The sequence below is a fragment of the Mesorhizobium sp. M1365 genome (assembly GCF_040317865.1).
In the GTDB taxonomy this organism is placed as follows: Bacteria; Pseudomonadota; Alphaproteobacteria; order Rhizobiales; family Rhizobiaceae; genus Mesorhizobium.
Genome location: NZ_JAMYLG010000003.1, coordinates 66,738 through 82,518, shown reverse-complemented (window position 1 = coordinate 82,518; position 15,781 = coordinate 66,738). Strand labels below are relative to the sequence as shown.

Here is a 15,781-nt window from a genome sequence, read left to right as displayed (position 1 = left end):
GCTTGAATATGGTCCGCAGGCCATGGCCGCGAGTCGGTTCGTGCCCTGCTCCCGAAGCCTGAGCGCCGATAGACCTGCCTGTTATTTCCTCAGCTAATAGATCGATATGATTGCAGGATTAACCGTTTCATAGCCCAGGCGCGGCTCCGATTTGTCTTTCGAAATCGGGCTGGAGACAGTTCCGGTTGAACTGCAATCCAATTTTGTTTCCCTGTTTTTCTTGATCGTGCTGCCCGACAGGTCGGCACAGCACGACGTTACTGGTGTACTGACCACCCTCTTTTTCTCGTGCGCAACGGCGGCGGTGGATACGGCAATCACAATTGCCGCGCAAACAATCGTCAATCTCATTGTTTCCCCCTTAGAGCACCGCAAAAATGTGGTCGACTGCCTTGAGACGCCGGCGAAGGCGGTATTCGCGCCTGGCCGGCCCATGCAGCTTCCGACTGCACAAGATTGTAACTACATTAGCTGCAGCGCAAGTAACCATTTCGGACTAGGGAACGGTCCCCTTCGATCGAAAGCGCTGGGCTGCCGGCGAAAAAGCAGGCGTTCTAGCCGTTCTCGCCGCCGAGCGCCTTCCAATTTTGGGACAGAGGTTGGCTGATGCCCTTAAACTCACGGCTACGCATCGGTTGGATCTATGCAGCGACAAGGCCAACCTTGGCAAAGCCTCTACATAGTCACCTTCGGGCAGCACCAGTCTTGGAATTCACGCCGTCAAGCAAGGCGAGCAGGCCTTTCAGAATTTCGATTGGCGGCGGCGGACAACCTGGAATGTGCAGATCGACAGGCAAGGCCTCGGACACTCCGCGCACCACCGCATAGCTGCCGGAGAAACAGCCGCCATTGCCTGCGCAATCTCCCAGTGCGACCACCCATTTTGGGTTGGGGGTTGCGTCATAGGTCAGCTTCAATGCCTCGCGCATGTTTTTTGTGACCGGCCCGGTGACGAGCAGTACATCAGCATGGCGCGGCGATGCGACGAACCGGATCCCAAAACGCTCGATGTCATAGAAGGCGTTGTTCAGCGCGTGCATCTCAAGTTCGCAGCCATTGCAGGAACCGGCATCGACCGCCCGGATCGACAGGCTTCGCCCCAATCGTTTGTGAGCAGCCCCATCGAGCGCGCGTGCGAGTTCGTCGACTGCCGTGCTGCTTGCCAACGGCGGACGCTCGGTGAGAGGGGGGCGTATCAGGCTTTCAAAAAGAAGCTTGCGCATGACAGCGTGCCTTCAGAGATCATGGCCCGAATAAGAGCAGTTGAACGATTTGTTGCACAGCGGAAAGTCGGCAACGATGTTTCCTTCGATCGCCGCTTCAAGGAGCGGCCATTGAAACCATGACGGATCACGGAGGTGACAGCGCTCGACCAAGCCGCCCTTGCCAATGCGCAGCCAGGCCAGAATGTCGCCGCGGAAACCTTCGACGAGCGCCATGCCTTCATGCGATCGGTTTGTCTGCGCGAAATCGACACGGATCGGTCCGTCTGGCAGTTGTCGCAGGACTTGTTCGATCAGAGACAGGCTCTGTTCGACCTCGTGGATACGAATCCATACACGGGCGTTCACATCGCCTTCTTGGAGGAGAGGTACATCGAAGGCGAGTTCGCCATAGGGTGGATAAGCGAGATTGCGTCGGGCATCGAAGTCCCGACCGGAGGCCCGGCCAACGTAGCCTCCGGCGCGATATTGACGAGCGAGTTCCACCTTCAGCCGGCCAGTTGCGACAGTCCGATCCTGCAGCGATGCCGTGTTGTCGTAGAGCTCGACCAGCGCGGGAAACCGCTGCCTGATCTCTGCGATCAGGGACCTGAGCGCTGTCGTGCCCTCATCGCTCAGGAAGCTTGCCACGCCTCCGGGCACGATGCAGTCGCGCATCAAACGATGACCGAAGGCAGCATCGCTTGCCCGCAATACGCGCTCACGCAGCACCCCACAGTGGGCATGCATAAGCGCGAAGGCGGCATCATTGCAGATAGCGCCTATGTCGCCCAGATGATTGGCCAGGCGCTCCAACTCGGCCATGAGCGCTCGCAGCCAGACCGCGCGTGGGGGAACCTGGACACCCAGCGCCGCCTCGACCGCGCGGGCAAAAGCGAGGGAGTATGCCACGGTACTGTCGCCAGAGGTTCTGCCCGCCAATTTGGCTGCACGGTCGATATCGGACCCCGCCATCAGGCCTTCTATACCCTTGTGCGCGTATCCGAGGCGCTGCTCCAGCCGGACGACCGTTTCACCGCTTGCCGTGAACCGGAAATGGCCCGGCTCGATGATGCCGGCATGCACGGGCCCGACCGGGATCTGATGCAGGCTCTCCCCCTCGGCAGGCAGGAAACTGTACGGGAAGGCAGTCGCAGCAGACGTCCGGACGCGGGTACTCAACGGATAGCTGACACCCCAATGGCCATGATCAAGCCACCGTCTCGTATCAGGCGCGCCTTGTGGCAGGAGCCCGAACAGGTCAGCAGCCGCACGTTCGAGCCGCAATGCGGGCGGATGCAGCCGGCCGACCGATGGGTAGCGGCCACTGGGGCATTCCAGGCTGACAACGCCGATGTCCCCGGCGCTTTCATCGAGAAGTGCCATGTGGACGGCGCCTGGCTCACCCCATAGGCCGAGCAAGCTCCAGTGGCCCTCGGCCAGTTGCTCGACGGCAAAGCCCCATTTTTTCGGAGTCACCACGGCGCGCGACCACGGGAAATGATTTTCGACACGTTGGCCAGCAAGGATGAGGTCGATCAGCGCAGGCATGCTCTTTTCTCTCCTCTGCTCACCCCAGGATACTTGCGACGTGCTGGAACCATGTGACCAGCGGTGGCGGCAGATAGATGCCGGCGGCAAACACCAACGCCAAGTGGGAATACATCGGAATGTAGGACGCCTCGGCGGGTGCAGTGCTGCCGCGCGGTTCGCCGAAAGCGACGCCGGTCAGTCGAAGCAGCAGGGCGCCGAAAGCGAGCAGAATCCCGAAAACCAACGGCATCGCCAAAAGAGGGTGTCTTGCAAATGTCGAACTCACGACCAGGAATTCGCTCATGAAGATACCGAGCGGAGGGAGGCCGGCAATGGCAACGACGCCGATGACGAGCGCCCAGCCAAGGGCAGGATGTGTTTCCGTCAGTCCCCGGATTTCGGCGATGTTCTGTGTCCCCTTGACCTGGGCAATGTGGCCGACCGTGAAAAAGATCGCCGACTTGGTCAGGCTGTGCATGACCATGTGCAGCAGCCCGGCAAAATTGGCGAGCGGGCCTCCTATGCCGAAGGCGAACACGATGATGCCCATGTGCTCGATCGAGGAGTACGCGAACAGGCGTTTGATGTCGCGGCGGCGGTAGAGCATGAAGGCCGCGAAGACAAGCGACGTCAGTCCCATCGTGATCATCAATGACCCAGGTGCGATCGCTTCCGGGCTTGCCGCGAGCAACAGCTTGAAGCGCAGCACGGCATAGAGTGCGACGTTTAACAGCAAGCCCGACAGCACTGCCGAAATCGGCGTTGGACCCTCAGCATGCGCGTCTGGCAGCCAGGCATGTAAGGGCGCAAGGCCGACCTTCGTCCCGTAGCCGAGCAGCAGAAAGATGAAGGCGACATTGAGCAGAGCCGGATCGAAGCGCGCGGCGTGAGCGATGAGCACCGTCCAGACCATCGCATTCGTCCCCTCGCCAACAACCGGCTGTGCAGCCATGTAGACGAGGATGGTGCCGAACAGTGCGAGCGCGATGCCGACGCTGCCCAGAATGAAATATTTCCAGGCGGCCTCCAGCGCTTCGTGCGTGCGGTAGATGCCGACCATGAGCACGGTGGTCAGCGTGGCAAGCTCCACCGCCACCCACATCAAGCCAATATTGTTCGACACGAACGCCAGGTTCATGCCGAACATCATGACCTGGTACATTGCGTGATAGAACCGCAAGTTCGGGACTGTCAGCCGCCCGCTCTCCAGTTCGTGGGCAATGTAGGAAGCGCTGAAGACGCTGGTGGTGAAGCCGACGAATGTGTTGAGCACGATGAAGACGATATTGAGATCGTCGACGAGCAGATACTGCCCAGGCTGCGGGCGGTCGGTGACAAGAAGCGACAGTGCGGCGAGCACGGTCAGCAAGCTCGCAGCGACATTGACGCCCGCCGATATCCGGTATTTCGGCAGCGCCGCCAGAAGTGCGGCCGAGAAGACCGGTATCAGCAAAATGGCGGCCACCGCATCGAGGGAAAACGCGGTCAACGGTGTTCTCCCCTGTAGTCGTCGAGCGCGCCGACATCCACCGAGTCGAACCTCTCGCGGATGCGGAACAGGAAGACTCCGATGACGATGAAGGCGATAAGGATCGAGAAGGCGACACTGATCTCGACGACCAGAGGCATGCCCTTGGCCCCCGTGGCGGCGAGGACCAGACCGTTCTCGAGCGACATGAATCCGACAACTTGGCTGACGGCGTTGCGGCGGGTGACCATCACCAGCAGCCCCAGCAAAATGATGGACAGCGCGAAAGCCAGGTCCTCGCGGGCGAGGGGATCAGCCTCGGGAGTGACGCGCAGCATCAGGACCATGGACAGGGTCACCAGGCCTATCCCCGCAAGCATCGTCGTACCGATGCCGACGGCGGTCTCGACGTCACGATGGATGCCGAGCCGCTGAATGATGCGATGAAGCCCGACAGGAATGACGATCGCCTTGAAGACGAGGGCGATCGCCGCCGTGACGTAGAGATGATGCGCGTCCTGAATGTATGCCTGCCAAGCTACGGACAGGGCCAGCACGATTGCATGAAGCGCAAAAACGTTGATCAGAGCAAAGAGGCGATCCTGATACAGCATCATGAAACTGACCAGCACCAGGCCGCCGGCGAGCAGGTGAGCGATGTCGAAGGTGAGGCCGTTCATCAGAGGCTCCGTGAGACGAACAGCAGGAGCGTGCCGAGCAGGGCCAGCATCAGCGCTGCCCCGAGGAAATCCGGGACGCGGAAGACGCGCATCTTGGCGATGGCAGTCTCAAACACGGCGAGGAGAACGCCACAGACGGCAAGCTTGCCGACATAGGCGACGACACCCGGAGCAAGGGATTCCAGTCCTGCCCCGGCGCTCGCCAGGCCCCAAGGTAGGAAGACGCAGGAAATCAGCGACACATAGAGCAGAAGCTTGAGGAAGGCGGCAAACTCGATCATCGCCAGATGGCGACCGGAATATTCCAGCACCATCGCCTCATGAACCATGGTGAGTTCCAGATGGGTCGATGGGTTGTCCACGGGTATGCGGGCGTTTTCGGCGATCGCCACCATCACGAGGGCGATGAGCGACATCCCGAGCGACACCCGCAAGCCAACCTCCGGTGACCCCATGAAGGCGGCGACCGTTGAGAGTTGCGTAGCACCCGCGACGAGCGCCAGGCTGAACACGATGAGCAGCATGGCGGGTTCGGCCAGCGAAGCGATCATCACCTCGCGGCTCGAGCCGATGCCGCCGAAGCTCGTGCCGACGTCCATGCCTGCCAGCGCCAGGAAGAACCGGGCGCTTCCCAGCAGTGCGACAATGGCTATGAGATCGGCGGTCCAACTGAATGTGAGGCCGGCGGCGAATGTCGGGATGAGCGCCGCGCCGACCCAGGTGGTGGCAAAGATCAGATAGGGCGTCACGCGAAACAGCCAGGATGCGTTGTCCGCCAGAACGACTTCCTTGCGCATCAGCCGCAAGAGATCGCGGTAAGGTTGGATCAGGGAAGGACCCTGGCGGCGCAAGAGCCGTGCCTTCACCTTGCGCACGAATCCGGTCAGGAGCGGCGCCAGCAAAAGCACCAGCGCCATCTGCGCGCCTTGAACGGCCAACTCGAGAATCACGGCCATAGTGCGAGCACCAGGAGCAGGACAATGAGAAAGAGAAAGACGAGGGTCAGGTAGCGCCTGATCGTCAGGAACTGCAGATGGTTGAGGTGGTCGGTCGCAAAGTCGAGGGCCCGGCCGATAGGCAGGTACAGCGTCTCCCAGATCACATCATGCATTTCGACATTCAGACGAGCCGGACCGGTCTCGCCAGGTGCCGGCATTTCGACGGTTTCCCTTGCACGGAATACGAACGTGCCGAAGACGCGGCGGATAGGCTGCGCGAAGCTGACGGCCGTGTACTGCGAGCTCGGGACCACATCCGGGAAGCCACAACCCCAGGCGGGACCCCGACGGAGTGCATGTGATGCAAAGCGATGGATCACATATGCCGCAGCGGATGCGGAAAAGGCGATGAACAGGAACACCAACAGGCCGTTGTAGGAACTGCGGCTCGCTGCAATCGGCACGATAGACAGCCAGGGCTGGGCCATCTGCACAGGCATCCGACTGCCGATCAGTGGCAGTGTCACCGATGAGAGGCCGTCTATCACAAGACCGGGCAGAATGCCGGCCAAGAGACAAAGGGCAGCGAGAATGAACATTGCCGCCAGCGAGTAGCGGTCGACCTCATGCGCCAGTTCCACCGCGGCCGAGCGTGGCCGGCCGAGGAATGTAATCCCGAACGCCTTCACAAAGCAGGCCGCGGCCAGTGCCGCTGACAGCGCCAGCAGACCGCCAACGGCGGGCACCATGACCTTCAGTCCCCATTGTGACAGATCGGGGCTCTGCAATATGGCCTGAAAGGCCAGCCATTCGGAGACGAAGCCGTTGAAGGGTGGAAGTGCCGAGATCGCGACGCAACCGACGAGAAAGGCAAAACTTGTAAAGGGCATGCGGTGGATGAGACCGCCCAGCTTCTCCATATCCCGCTCTCCGGTTGCCGTCAGCACGGCGCCCGCGCCGAAAAACAGCAGGCTCTTGAAAAAGGAATGGTTGAGGACGTGGAACAGCGCGGCGGTGAGCGCCAGCGCTGCAGCCGATGGCATGGCGTTCGCCTTGAAAGCGAGCGCGAGACCAAGGCTTACGAAGATGACGCCGATGTTTTCAATGGTGCTATAGGCAAGCAGTCGCTTCAGGTCCTTTTCCATCAGCGCGTAGAGGATGCCGAGAACCGCCGTCAGGCCGCCAAGGAAAAGCACGGCAACGCCCGACCACCATGCCGGCTCACCGAGCAGATCGAAAATAACGCGTATGAAGCCATAGACTGCGACCTTGGTCATCACGCCGCTCATGAGAGCCGAGACGTGGCTTGGCGCGGCCGGATGGGCGAGTGGCAGCCAGACGTGCAGCGGGACGAGTCCGGCCTTGGAGCCGGCGCCCAGCAGCATGAGAACCAGGACGAAAGCAGCGGCGAACGGGGTGGGATCGCCGGCTCGCATCGCGTCGAATGTGTAGGTTCCATCGGATCCGGCGAGCAGGCCGAACGCAAGCAGCAGCGCGAGTGTGCCGAAGCTCGCCATCACGAGATAGATGTAGCCCGCCCGCGCATTGTCCTGCTTGCGATGGTGCGCCATGACGAGCGCCCAGGAGGCGAGCGACATGAATTCCCAGGAAAGCAGGAAAGTGAAGGCGTCGTCGGCCACCACGACAAGGTTCATTCCGGCTAGGAAAGCCGGGAAGAACGGCAGCACCTGATGCGGCGCAGACTCATGCCTGCCGTAGCCGAGGCCATAAAGACTGGCCATGGAGCCGCCGAAGTTGACGACGATGAGGAAGAAAGTCGACAGCGCGTCCAAACGGAAATGAGCGCCAATCCATGGCAATCCAAGAGGCAACACCACAGTCGACGGGGTGACGGGATTGTCGGCGACGCGGCTCGCGAGAACCATGAGCACGGCCGCCGATATACCTAGCGTCAAGCCGTAGATCAGGCGTGTTCCCGAGTCGGATCTGCGGCTTTCCGCAATCGCAAGCACCGCAGTCCCCAGGAGCGCAGCGACGCCCCACAGGAGGACCGCGGCCCCCGAAATCACGCCACGCTCCTCACGGGGAGTTTGGCATCCGTATCGACTCCGCCAAGGATTTTGGCGGGGTCAAAATCCGCTTTCAGTCGCACGCCGCGCCCGCCGATTTGGCTGGAGGCGCCTTCAGCGATCAATTCCACACCGGCGAGGTCAAGTGCCCCGATCAGCTTCATGAGAGAATCGACGTTACCCCTAATAATCGACTCGCTGGCTTCCATGCGTTGAATTGTCGGCACGGAAAGACCGGACAATTCGGCAAGCCTGCGCTGGTCGATGCCAAGGAGCGCCCTCGCGGCACGCAACTGTGGAGCAGTTATCACGGTCGCATCCCCCTTTTGATCAGCTTTGAGATATTATCTCTACGTCTTGCAGCATATATTAAAATGCGGCGCATTCAATTAGTGATGCGTGACGCATCTGTCTTGAGGCTGTAGAAAACCGGGCGATACGCCCTGCCTCGAACCAAAGCCATGCGGCCATTCCCGTCACGGCCAGTCTTGTCGCCAGCCATCTTGGATTTGCGCGTGATGGGGCTGGCAATGGGCCCTTATCTCGGCCGGCCACTCGATTGGAGCCGCCGCGGGCGCGTCGGCTATCTCTTCGACCTCACTCTACGTTAAGAGTGGGTATGGCTGAGTTCGCTTGCTTTTGCCGTTGGGCCGGTCTCATCGTGTTCGTGCTTCAGGATCGGCCAAAACAGATAGCTGCCGAAATCCAGGAACAGCGCCTTCGCGAATGTGCTACCAAATCTGGCATGCGGCAAAGCTCTGCAGCGCTACTGCCAAAGCCGCCTCATGCGAACGGAGACGTCCTCCAGGACTGGCATGGAGGCCAGCACGAGGAGAATGGCCGCGAGAAACAACGTCGCCGCGAAGCCGACATGCTTGAAACCCACAGCGCCGACGACGCCGCCAGCAAAGAACAATGCTGGTCGTCACGCTCTCGCTTTATGCCATCCAGAACGCCCTGCTCAGCCGCAGCGGCGCCGGTCTGCGCTAGGAGGCCCGGATGTCCTCCCCGCGATCAACCACCACCAGCCGGCTTGGCCGCTTCGGCCTCGGGCTGACGGCCATGATGGTGCTGGCTTTCCTCATGGCGCCGCTGATCATCATCGTGCTGTTCTCGTTCAAGAGCAGCGGCGATTTCACCTTTCCCATCACCGGCTGGTCGCTGAAATGGTACAGCGAGTTCTTCTCGATGCAGACCTGGATGGATGCCCTGCGCAACAGCCTGGTTCTGGCTGTCTCGACGACACTTTTGGCGACGCCGCTAGGCACCATGGCCGCGCTCGGCCTCGCGGCGCCTAATCTGCCAGGTCGGCGCACGATCTCCGCCTTGCTGCTGGTGCCGATGATCGCGCCGGTGGTCATCGTCGGCGTCGGCATGTATTTCGTCTTCTCGATGGTCGGCCTGACCGCGACCCTTCCCGGCCTCATCCTCGGCCATACCTCGCTCGCCGTTCCCTTCGTCGTGGTGACCGTCTCGGCCGTTCTCACCGGTCTCGACAGGCGGCTGCTCTGGGCGGCCGCCAGCATGGGGGCGCCACCCTTCCTCACCTTCCGCAAAGTCACGCTTCCGGTCATTCTGCCGGGCATCGCGTCGGGCGCGCTGTTGCCTTCGCCACCTCGCTCGACGAAGTCGTGGTGACGATGTTCCTCGCCGGTCCCGGACAACGCACCTTGCCGCGCGAGATGTTCACCATCGCGCGCGACACGCTGACGCCGACCATCGCGGCTGCTGCCACAGTGCTGATCGCCGCCTCGATCGTTTTGCTGATTGCGTCCACAGCGCTCGGCCGCTCGAATCGATAGCGCCGGCCGTCCCGACGGCTTCTGGCCACGGGTTTGTCGATCAAACGCATGTTGCCCAAAACTGCACAGCGGCTCGGGACAGCGGCTCGGATTGAAACAGGAGCGCAAAAGCGCGTCAGCGGATCGTGGTCTATCGCGTAATAAAGCCTTTCAGGAACGCGGCCAGCGATGGAAGTCGAGTTAATCCTGATCGTCCAGCAAAGCGATGGCATCGAACGGTTGTTCGCGCGGCACCCGGATTTCGGCGCCGATACTTTGAAGGCTGGCAAGGAGTGCCGACACCCTTTCGGGCTCTTCCGGGTTCTGTTTCAGCACGCCGCCGGCAAGTCGGGTCAGCGGGCTATGGAGGAATTGCCGCTAGCGGGCAAAGGTGATGCGGATCGCTCCATAGGGTCCGAAATCGGCAGCGATAGTGTCACTGTGGCGACACTCCACGGGCCGGATGAACGAGCCCGACAGCACGGCCTGTCCGGCGGATATCTGCATGCCGTACTGATGCAGCCGGTTGGCCAGCCAGGCGATGCCCTTCGCCGGATGATCGAGCACCCCGGCGCCGAGCCCGGTCTCTTCGACCTCGCCATTGCGCGACAGGATGGCGCCGATCCAGCGCAGGTCGGCCTCGCGCGGTGCGGCACGACGGCCGCCGACGACGACGCCGGCATTGGCGGCATTGTCGGAGATGGTGTCGAAGAAGGTCCGTATCCTGCCGCTCTCCTTGTTGACGCGCTCGATACGGGTGTCGAGGATCTCCAGCGCCGGCGTGATGTAGTCGGTGGCGTCGAGCACGTCGTCGATCGACACGTCCGGACCGGCCAGCGACGCCTTCATTACGAAGGCGATCTCGGCCTCGATGCGCGGCTGGATGAAGCGGCCGGCTGGAACGGTGCCGCCGTCATCGAAGAACATGTCGTCGAACAGCACACCGGAATCCGGAATGTCGATGGCGAGCGCCGACTGCATCGCCTTGGAGGTCAGGCCGATCTTCCAGCCTTTGATCGTCAGGCCCGAGGCCACTTTTCGTTTCACCAGCGCCGCCTGGACGAGATAGGCGTCATCCATCGTCGCCCCGGGGAAATCAAGGCTGAGCAGCCTGATCTGGCGGCGGTCGCGCTCGGCCTCGAACAGCCTCGCGGCCGCGTCTTCGACCTGTTCTGGCGTCATCATCGGCCGGTCCCTTCGTCGACGACGCCGTTGCTGAGCAAGCCAATACCGTCGGCCTCGACCTCGATCACATCGCCCGGCTTCAGCCAGATTGGCGGGTCGAACCGGGCGCCGGCGCCGGTCGGCGTGCCGGTGACGATGATGTCGCCCGGCGCCAGCGTGGTGAAGGTCGAGATGTAGTTGATGATCTTGCGGAAGGAAAAGATCATGCGGCCGGTGCGGTCCTGCTGGCGAACCTCGCCATTGACGCGCGTGGTCAGCGCGATGTCAGCGATCTGTGCCTCGTCGGTGAACGGCACAAGCCAGGGGCCGATAGAGCCGGTCCGGTCGAAGTTCTTGCCCTGGGTGACATTGAACTTGGCGTGGCGCACCCAGTCGCGGATGGTCCCTTCGTTGCAGAGCGAAAGTGCTGCGATATGGCCCAGCGCATCCGCCTCGGCGATCCTGCGGCCGCCCTTGCCGATGACGATGACGATCTCGCCCTCATAATCGAGCTGCGGCGATTCCCACGGCCGCACGAGGGGCGTGCCATGGCCGACGAAGGAGCGCGGGAAGCGGATGAACAGCGACGGGTTCGAGGGTGCGGCCTGTCCGTCCTTGTACTCCTCGTTGCGGTCCGGATAGTTGACGCCGACGCAGATGATCTTTTCGGGCGAGGGGACGGGTATCTCGTAGGCGATGGCGTCGAGCGGGAAATCGGCGGCGAAAGCGTCCGCCTCTTCCGTCAGCCGTCGCAGTGCGCCGGCCTCTATCACCTCGCGCAAACTCGGCCACTGTGCGTGTCGCGCCGACAGGTCGACGACGCCCTTGTCGGTGATTGCGCCGTAGCGCGTTTTGCCGCCAACGGTGAAGGTGGCGAGACGTGCCGCGCTCATTTGTTTCCCCTGCAGTTAGCCGACGTCACGGCGCGACGATCGGCGAGGCCGCCAGATCGGACTTGCGCGGCTCGACGCCGGCAAAGGTGCTGCCTTCCTCGAACCAGCTCTTCGGCGCCGGTGCGCCCCACAGCGTCTGGCGCTGCGGGTCCTTGAGGTCCCATTTGATCGGCTCTAGGTCGGGATCTACCGTCTGGTAGTCCGAGCAATAGATCTCGATGCGGTGATTGTCGGGATCACGGATATAGAGGAAGAAGGCGTTGGAGATGCCGTGCCGGCCGGGGCCGCGCTCGATGTTCGGCAGCCAGCCGGTGGTGGCCATCAGGTCGAGCAGATCGATGATGTTGAGCGGCGTCGGCACCCAGAAGGCGACGTGGTGCAGGCGTGGGCCAATGCCGTTGGTGAAGGCGATGTCGTGGACACCGCCCTTGCGGTGCGTCCATGCCGCCCAAAGTCTTCCGGTCGCGGCATCCTCCGTGTACTCGGTCACGCGGAAGCCGAGCTCGTTGTAGAACGCCACCGATTCATCGACATTGGGCGAGAAGCAGTTGAAGTGGTCGATGCGCAGCGGCTTGACGCCCTTATACAGCGCATACTTCTGATGGATCGGCGGCAGCCGCTCCATTCTGGAATAGAATTCGAGCGGAATGCCGTGCGGGTCGCGGGTGCGGAAGGTACGCGACTGGTAGGGCCGCTCGACCCATTTCACAGGCAGGCCCCTGGCTTTGAAGAAGTGCTCGGCCTTGTCGAGATCGTCGTCGGAAAACAGCTTGAAGCCGAGGTCGCGGGCTTCCGGCGCGGCACCTTTCCTGAGCACGATGCAATGGTGGCCGCGCTCTTCCATGGCGCGCAGATAGATGGCGTCCTTGGTCTCGTCGGTCACCTGCAGGCCGAGCGTGTCGACATAGAACGCGCGCGACTTACCGAGGTCCGTAACAGCCAGCTCGACGTGGCTGAGCCGCACGATGTTGAATGCCGGGTAGAGATTGGGTGTGGGCAAGGGCATCGTTGGGGTCTCCGGTCAGCCGCCGAGCTTCTGGATGGAATGCGGCGCCGTGGCGAACGCGATGTTCTTGGTTTCCATGTAGAAATCGAACGACCAGTCGCCGCCGTCGCGGCCGATGCCTGAGTTCTTGGCGCCGCCGAACGGCGTCGGCAGGTGGCGCACATTCTCCGAATTGACCCAGATCATGCCGGCGTCGAGCGCGTCGGTGAAGCGGAAGGCGCGGGTGACGTCCGAGGTCCAGAGATAGCCGGTCAGGCCGTATTGCGTGTCGTTGGCCAGCGCCAGCGCCTCGGCCTCGTCCTTGAACGAGATGGCGGTCAGCACGGGTCCGAATATCTCTTCCTGGGCGATGCGCATCTTGTTGGTGGCGCCGACGAACAGCGTCGGGCTGACATAGCAGCCGCCGCCCGGACCGGCGAACTTGCCGCCGCCGGCGGCGACGACAGCGCCTTCCGACTTGCCGATCTCGATATAGGACAGCACCTTTTCCTCATGCGCCGGATGGATCAGTGGGCCAACCACGGTTTCGGGGTCGAGCGGATGGCCTATCCTGATGCGCTTGGCCTTCTCCGCCACCAGCGCGGTGAACTTGTCGTAGATGCTTTCCTCGACCAGCAGGCGTGAGGACGAGGTGCAGCGCTCGCCGTTCAGCGAATAGATCATGAAGACGGCAGCGTCGGCGGCCCGCTCCAGGTCGGCATCGGCAAAGACGATGACCGGGTTCTTGCCGCCGAGCTCGAAATGCACGCGCTTCAGCGTGTCGGCACCCTGCTTCATGATCATCGAGCCGGTGCGGCTTTCGCCGACGAAGCCGATCGCCTTGATGTCGGGGTGTTCGGTCAGCGCTCTGCCGGCGTCCTCGCCAAAGCCGTTGACGAGGTTCCACACGCCCTTCGGCAGGCCGGCCTCCTCGGCGATCTCGACCAATAGCCGTGCCGTCAGCGGCGAGAACTCGGCTGGCTTGTGGACGATCGTACAGCCGGCGGCGAGCGCCGGCGCGATCTTCCAGGTCGACAGCATGAAAGGTGTGTTCCACGGCGTGATCACGCCGACCGGGCCGACCGGCACGCGCGTCGTCATGTTGACCTGGTTCGGTGCGCGGATCGCGTGGCCGTCGCGGGCCTCCGGCGCGCGGTCGGCGTAGAAGCGGAAGTTCTCCGCGCCGCGCAGCGCTGCCTTGGCCATGAACTTCAATGACTGGCCGGTGTCCATGCATTCGACGAAAGCGATTTCCTCGGCCCGCGCGACGATGGCGTCGGCTATTTTGTGCAACTGCTTCTTGCGGGCGTCGCCTGATATCGCCGCCCAGTCGCGGAAGGCAGCCTTCGCCGCTTTGGCGGCGCGGTCGATGTCGGCGGCCTTGCCGCGTGCCACCTTGGCGATCGGCTTCAGGTCGATTGGCGACAGCGTCTCGTATGTCGAGCCGTCGGCGGCCGGCACGGCTTCGCCGCCGATCTGGTTGAGCACGCCAGCGCTTCTGAAGCGCTCGAGATAGGCCTCGGCCTTTCTCAGATTGTCGTCCAATGCCGCCATGATATGGGTTCCTGTCACTTGCCGCCCAGGCGCGGGTGGATGGCATTCTTCTTCCAGCTTAGTTCGGCATCGATCTCGCGGATCTCCAGCGACAGCGCGAAATGCGGCGTCGTGAACAGAGATGCGAGATGATCCGAAACAGTAGTGAAGATCGCCTCGCCGGTGCGTTTCTTTTCCTCGGCGCTGCGGCCCTTGCCGATGCGGAAGTTCATGTCGATGAACCCGTTCTCCGGGAGGCGATCGGCGATCGCGTATGCCTCGGCGCAGAAAGCGCGTACCCTCACCGCGCCATGTTCGAACAGGCCGGTTTCGAGGATGGTGCGAGCGACCAGCGTGCAAAGCGCGCTGATGTCGACCTTGGCGTCGAGATTCGCCGAATATTCGATCGCCATATGTGGCAAGGTTTCCTCCACCTTGTAATTAACATGTGAATTACATCTTGACGGCGGAATGTCAAGTGTCGTTCTCTATGCAGGTACAGCTCCCGATGGTGGGATTGCCGCCCCCGGCAAAATCGCGGATATAGCTGCGATCCGAGCCTCATTGTGTGGTGCGAGTCGTACCGGAATTGGAATTTTTTGGAGACCTGACCTTGCTACCGCCCAGCACCCGCCGCTCCCTGCCCATGGCTCTGCTTCGCGCCCGCGAAGTGATCATGGCGCATTTCCGGCCGATGCTTGCCCGCCACGACATCACAGAGCAGCAATGGCGTGTGCTGCGTGTGCTTGCCGAAGCCGGGCCGCTCGAGGCAACCGAACTTGCCCATCGCGCCTCGATCCTTCCGCCCAGCCTGACCCGTATCATCAAGGCGATGGAGGAACGGCAGTTCATCACCCGCAACAAGGTCAAGGATGACGGTCGCCGGGCGCTGCTCGCAATCAGCCCGGCCGGGCTGGTGCTGATCGAGGATTTGTCGCCCGAGCGCATCGCCATCTACGATGCGATCGAGCAGCGCTACGGCGCCGAACAGCATGAGCACCTGCTCGACCTGCTCGAAAGCCTGATTCAGTCGGAATCATCCGAAAACCAGACCTGACAGCCTCTACCCGCCAAAACTGCCGAGTGCGCTCGGCTGCATGTAGTTGCGGCCGACATAGAGCAGCGCCGCCTCGTCGCTGCCGTGGCGGATGTCGACGACGCGGCCGAACATCACATTGTGCGTGCCAACCTTGTTCACGTCGCCGATCTCGCAATCGAAGCTGACGATGGCGTCGAGCAGCGCCGGCATGCCGGACGGCATGGTCTGCCATCTTGCCGCATTGTAGCGCTCGCTCATGTCGCGGATCGTGCCGGCGAACTTTGCCGCCAGATGGGTGTGTAACTGCGTCAGCACGTTGACGCAGAAACGCTGGTTGGCGAGGAACAGGCCGGTCTGCGCCGAGCGCTCGTTCATGCACACAAGCAGCGTCGGCGGATCGTCGGAAACGCTGCACATGGCGGTCGCAGTGAAGCCGCCGCGGCCGGCCGGACCATCAGTCGTGACGATGTTGACCGGCGCACAGACCCGCGCCATCGCCTCACGGAACTCCAGCCTTGCAACTTGTGGCTCCATG

18 protein-coding genes are annotated in these 15,781 nt (G+C 62.2%); 3 read left to right on the top strand and 15 right to left on the bottom strand.

What is annotated here, in order from left to right; genetic code table 11:
• Window positions 1–93: 93 nt before the first annotated feature.
• The 8 genes from NKH04_RS04635 to NKH04_RS04600 form a co-directional block, all read right to left on the bottom strand.
• Window positions 94–351 carry a hypothetical protein gene (locus NKH04_RS04635; protein ID WP_352817985.1) on the bottom strand — a complete coding sequence of 86 codons (258 nt, stop codon included), beginning with the start codon at window positions 349–351 and terminating at the stop codon, window positions 94–96.
• Between the two features lie 332 nt (window positions 352–683).
• Window positions 684–1,223 (bottom strand): NADH-quinone oxidoreductase subunit B family protein, encoded by a 540-nt coding sequence (locus NKH04_RS04630; protein WP_352767237.1) that lies wholly within the window; start codon window positions 1,221–1,223, stop codon window positions 684–686.
• Window positions 1,224–1,235: 12 nt separating this feature from the next.
• Complete coding sequence (locus NKH04_RS04625) at window positions 1,236–2,753, bottom strand: hydrogenase large subunit (RefSeq protein WP_352452926.1); 1,518 nt, start codon at window positions 2,751–2,753, stop codon at window positions 1,236–1,238.
• Window positions 2,754–2,772: 19 nt separating this feature from the next.
• Window positions 2,773–4,224, bottom strand: a complete 1,452-nt coding sequence (locus NKH04_RS04620; RefSeq protein WP_352918156.1) for a hydrogenase 4 subunit F — start codon at window positions 4,222–4,224, stop codon at window positions 2,773–2,775.
• Window positions 4,221–4,883, bottom strand: a complete 663-nt coding sequence (locus NKH04_RS04615) for a hydrogenase-4 component E (protein WP_023675519.1) — start codon at window positions 4,881–4,883, stop codon at window positions 4,221–4,223. The genes NKH04_RS04620 and NKH04_RS04615 overlap by 4 nt, the downstream gene beginning before the upstream one ends.
• Entirely contained in the window at window positions 4,883–5,839 is a 957-nt protein-coding gene (locus NKH04_RS04610) for a respiratory chain complex I subunit 1 family protein (RefSeq protein ID WP_023675520.1), read from the bottom strand. The genes NKH04_RS04615 and NKH04_RS04610 overlap by 1 nt, the downstream gene beginning before the upstream one ends.
• The gene (gene hyfB, locus NKH04_RS04605) at window positions 5,830–7,848 is read right to left on the bottom strand and encodes a hydrogenase 4 subunit B (RefSeq protein ID WP_353044051.1); all 2,019 of its coding nucleotides are present in this window, start codon (window positions 7,846–7,848) and stop codon (window positions 5,830–5,832) included. The genes NKH04_RS04610 and hyfB overlap by 10 nt, the downstream gene beginning before the upstream one ends.
• On the bottom strand, window positions 7,848–8,162 hold the full coding sequence (locus NKH04_RS04600) for a helix-turn-helix domain-containing protein (protein WP_023675522.1): 315 nt from the start codon (window positions 8,160–8,162) through the stop codon (window positions 7,848–7,850). Before NKH04_RS04600 ends, hyfB begins: the two co-directional genes overlap by 1 nt.
• 688 nt (window positions 8,163–8,850) lie before the next feature.
• Here NKH04_RS04600 and NKH04_RS04595 point away from each other — a divergent pair.
• Together NKH04_RS04595 and NKH04_RS04590 are read left to right on the top strand one after the other, a co-directional pair.
• Entirely contained in the window at window positions 8,851–9,489 is a 639-nt protein-coding gene (locus NKH04_RS04595; RefSeq protein ID WP_352817977.1) for an ABC transporter permease, read from the top strand.
• On the top strand, window positions 9,486–9,653 hold the full coding sequence (locus NKH04_RS04590; RefSeq protein WP_352817974.1) for an ABC transporter permease subunit: 168 nt from the start codon (window positions 9,486–9,488) through the stop codon (window positions 9,651–9,653). The genes NKH04_RS04595 and NKH04_RS04590 overlap by 4 nt, the downstream gene beginning before the upstream one ends.
• 180 nt (window positions 9,654–9,833) lie before the next feature.
• Here the strand turns inward: NKH04_RS04590 and NKH04_RS04585 are convergent, their stop codons facing one another.
• From NKH04_RS04585 to NKH04_RS04560, 6 genes are read right to left on the bottom strand one after another with little or no spacing between them, the layout of a single operon-like run.
• Window positions 9,834–9,968 carry a hypothetical protein gene (locus NKH04_RS04585; protein WP_352980510.1) on the bottom strand — a complete coding sequence of 45 codons (135 nt, stop codon included), beginning with the start codon at window positions 9,966–9,968 and terminating at the stop codon, window positions 9,834–9,836.
• A 42-nt stretch (window positions 9,969–10,010) separates the two neighbouring features.
• Window positions 10,011–10,817: a 2-oxo-hept-4-ene-1,7-dioate hydratase gene (gene hpaH / locus NKH04_RS04580; protein WP_352817970.1), complete on the bottom strand. Its 807-nt coding sequence runs from the start codon at window positions 10,815–10,817 to the stop codon at window positions 10,011–10,013.
• Window positions 10,814–11,689: a fumarylacetoacetate hydrolase family protein gene (locus NKH04_RS04575; RefSeq protein ID WP_352817968.1), complete on the bottom strand. Its 876-nt coding sequence runs from the start codon at window positions 11,687–11,689 to the stop codon at window positions 10,814–10,816. The genes hpaH and NKH04_RS04575 overlap by 4 nt, the downstream gene beginning before the upstream one ends.
• Before the next feature lie 25 nt (window positions 11,690–11,714).
• Window positions 11,715–12,695, bottom strand: a complete 981-nt coding sequence (hpaD, locus tag NKH04_RS04570; RefSeq protein ID WP_352469637.1) for a 3,4-dihydroxyphenylacetate 2,3-dioxygenase — start codon at window positions 12,693–12,695, stop codon at window positions 11,715–11,717.
• A 15-nt stretch (window positions 12,696–12,710) separates the two neighbouring features.
• Window positions 12,711–14,228, bottom strand: coding sequence for a 5-carboxymethyl-2-hydroxymuconate semialdehyde dehydrogenase (gene hpaE, locus NKH04_RS04565; RefSeq protein ID WP_352767526.1), 1,518 nt, complete (start codon window positions 14,226–14,228; stop codon window positions 12,711–12,713).
• Between the two features lie 14 nt (window positions 14,229–14,242).
• A complete protein-coding gene (locus NKH04_RS04560; protein ID WP_352817966.1) occupies window positions 14,243–14,629 on the bottom strand; it encodes a 5-carboxymethyl-2-hydroxymuconate Delta-isomerase in 387 nt (128 codons plus the stop codon).
• A 224-nt stretch (window positions 14,630–14,853) separates the two neighbouring features.
• Here NKH04_RS04560 and hpaR point away from each other — a divergent pair, with 224 nt between their 5' ends.
• On the top strand, window positions 14,854–15,264 hold the full coding sequence (hpaR, locus tag NKH04_RS04555; protein WP_352818422.1) for a homoprotocatechuate degradation operon regulator HpaR: 411 nt from the start codon (window positions 14,854–14,856) through the stop codon (window positions 15,262–15,264).
• 6 nt (window positions 15,265–15,270) lie between these two features.
• Here the strand turns inward: hpaR and NKH04_RS04550 are convergent, their stop codons facing one another.
• Window positions 15,271–15,780: a flavin reductase gene (locus NKH04_RS04550; protein ID WP_352469640.1), complete on the bottom strand. Its 510-nt coding sequence runs from the start codon at window positions 15,778–15,780 to the stop codon at window positions 15,271–15,273.
• Between the last annotated feature and the right edge of the window lies 1 nt (window position 15,781).